Raw genomic sequence first — 2,625 nt, forward strand, 5'->3', positions numbered from 1 at the left:
CGTATCGAAGAAATAAAAAAAATCTGGAATTATTAACCTTATAAATTCAAAAAAAAGGTCAACCTATTTCAGGACAATACACAAAACAAGAAACTTTATGAGTAAAAAAAACAAACCCTCAATGATTTTAAAAGCAACAGCTAGTTTTGGAACAAGTTCTGCTTCTGCCGAATTGAAAGTGTATGACAGGTATGATTTTATTCCTGTTGTTACAATAAATGAAGATGAAAAAGGGGAAAATATTATATACTCAACAGAAGAATGTACTGAATGTAATAAAGATAAATTAGATTTGGGAGAAGGATTTACTGAAAATTTACAAGATTATCTTGTTCCAGAAATTGTAATTGCTAAAAACTCCGTTTCAAAAATACCTTTAAAAATACTCCAAGGTCACGATCCTTTTGGTTTTCAAGACAATGATGGAATTGTTGAATTTTCAAGTTCAAATTCAAAAGTTACCATTATGCCTAAAAGCAAAAAAGTTAGTTATAGCGATAAAATTGAAATTGAAATAAAGCATACTCTTGGTAGAGGTGAAAAATTTTCAATTGATATAAAAGGAAAAGATGACGATGATGATAGTTTTGAATCTTCCGACACTATTGTAACTTCTGGTAAATTAAATGTTTCTGTTATTCAAAAAGATGTCTTTATGGAGGCTGAAGCACAAAGAGTTATTGATGAAATTTTGTTTATAGCTCCTTTTGCCGATAATGAAACCGCTCCTGAATATGATGAAAACTATTGTATGCAAGCTGCTGAGAGAAGTGTTTCTGAGTTGTTTCAAAACTACATTGATTTTTATAGTGTTGATAGAAGTCATAAACATAGAAATAAAATTGGATTTAGTGGTAAAAATGCCATAGATAGAGGAAACAAATTTAATTCATTAGGCTATGTTAAAGTAAAATTCGAATATGATAGTTATAAAATAGATCATTCTAAAAGAAAAAGCATAATAGATACAAAATCATATAAGAAAGTTAGATATGATATTTTAGAACTTAAAAATAATAACCTTCAAGATTTTTTTAATAAACAAGTATCAAAAAATATTGGTTTTCATATTTTTTATTTTGCCATCACTTCAGGTTTTCATACATTAATGCTAATTATAAACAACACAGATCCTTGCAATTCGACTTATACTATTTATGACCAACATGGAGAAACATCATCAAAAGGTTTTTTTAAAGATATTTCTGAAGGAATAAAAAAACAGACTTGCTGGACTTTTGCAAATACTTGTTTAAACAGATATAATAGTCATTTAAAAAACAATAACAAGAAACATCTTCAATGGGACTCTACAGAAACTACATTATGGAAAATGCAAAGAAAATAATTATTATATTAATCCTTGTGCTATTTTCTTGTAAGTCAAATCAAGAATTTAAACATTTAAAAGATAATTTATATCTTAATAAAGATGAACAAATCTTTATGAAACTGTCTAATAAAAATGTTAGAAACCCATCTCAAGAAAGTAAATGGAAAGATACAGTTTATAGACAATATTTTTATTTTAAATATGATTCTATGATTAATCTTAAGCAAATAATAGATATAGAAACATTTAGAACAATAATTCCAGATGAAAAATATATAGATAAAAAATATATTTATAGTAGCAAATTTTATAAATCAGGAAGGAGAATGCATACTATTGAAAAGATATATGAATAAAGAAAACGGCTTAGAACACCGTGTATAATTAATTGCTAGTTTTAGCCAATTTACAAAAGTCCTCGCAAATTTTCTATTCCGTTTTATTTACTAACTTTAGCGCTTAAACCAAGCAACTAATCATACACAATCACGTTGGCAAACATTAAAAAACAAAAATGAAAAAAATATCACTACTTATTATTATAGTTTTTTGTTTCAATTGCTCCTCTAACGAGGATAATGAACCAAAAATTGGACTACCTACTTTAAAAACGAATTCTATCACAAATATCTTATCGACATCAGCAGAAAGTGGTGGAAACATTTCAGATAATGGAGGAACAGAAATTATTAGCAAAGGAATTTGTTGGAATAAAAATACAAACCCGACAATAAATGACGATATTAATATTTACTCTGGAGAAAATGAAGAGTACAAAATGGAAATTTCTAATATAGAGAGTAATACTAAATATTATGTACGTGCATTTGCGACAAACAGTATAGGAACCTCTTACGGTAATGAATTAAATTTCAAAACGTTGAAACCTATCACAAATGAGGTTATTTTATTTAAATTCACACCCGACACAGGAAACAACACATCGCGATTGGAATATAAAATTAAGTTTAATAATACTAATAGTATTAATGTAAATGGTTTTTTCAAAATAACTTTAAATATTGATGGTTTAATTAATTCACATATTGCAAACAGTAATTCACAATGTTATGAAATTGATGCAGATTCAAGCTGTATATTAACTTTTGACGAACAAAGTCCTCTTTATCTAGGAAAAGTAAATTCTATTGAATTGGTTTCTGTTAACTATTATTTAAATAATTAGTAAAAACGATTTGCCAATCGAGTAGACGGCTCCGACTAAAATAGTCGGAGTGCGCCTCTCACACCACCGTACGTACGGGTCTCGTATACGGCGGTTCGTAAATCAT

At 27.7% G+C, this 2,625-nt stretch carries 3 protein-coding genes; all 3 read left to right on the top strand.

Translation table 11 applies throughout. The annotated features are described in order from the left end of the window. Window positions 1–97 precede the first annotated feature (97 nt). The 3 genes from AQ1689_RS02230 (at window position 98) to AQ1689_RS02240 (ending at window position 2,519) form a co-directional block, all read left to right on the top strand. Complete coding sequence (locus tag AQ1689_RS02230; RefSeq protein ID WP_145993716.1) at window positions 98–1,348, top strand: hypothetical protein; 1,251 nt, start codon at window positions 98–100, stop codon at window positions 1,346–1,348. Beyond that, the gene (locus AQ1689_RS02235) at window positions 1,327–1,689 is read left to right on the top strand and encodes a hypothetical protein (protein WP_101916016.1); all 363 of its coding nucleotides are present in this window, start codon (window positions 1,327–1,329) and stop codon (window positions 1,687–1,689) included. The genes AQ1689_RS02230 and AQ1689_RS02235 overlap by 22 nt, the downstream gene beginning before the upstream one ends. A gap of 158 nt (window positions 1,690–1,847) precedes the next feature. Then, window positions 1,848–2,519 (top strand): hypothetical protein, encoded by a 672-nt coding sequence (locus AQ1689_RS02240; protein WP_101955051.1) that lies wholly within the window; start codon window positions 1,848–1,850, stop codon window positions 2,517–2,519. Window positions 2,520–2,625: the final 106 nt, after the last annotated feature.

Source organism: Tenacibaculum finnmarkense (genome assembly GCF_900239185.1).
Lineage (GTDB): Bacteria > Bacteroidota > Bacteroidia > Flavobacteriales > Flavobacteriaceae > Polaribacter > Polaribacter finnmarkensis.

Excerpts from the sequence above, each read along its gene's own strand:
- AQ1689_RS02235 (WP_101916016.1), top strand. The coding sequence starts at position 1,327 with ATGGAAAATGCAAAGAAAATAATTATTATATTAATCCTTGTGCTATTT.
- AQ1689_RS02230 (WP_145993716.1), top strand. The coding sequence starts at position 98 with ATGAGTAAAAAAAACAAACCCTCAATGATTTTAAAAGCAACAGCTAGT.
- AQ1689_RS02240 (WP_101955051.1), top strand. The coding sequence starts at position 1,848 with ATGAAAAAAATATCACTACTTATTATTATAGTTTTTTGTTTCAATTGC.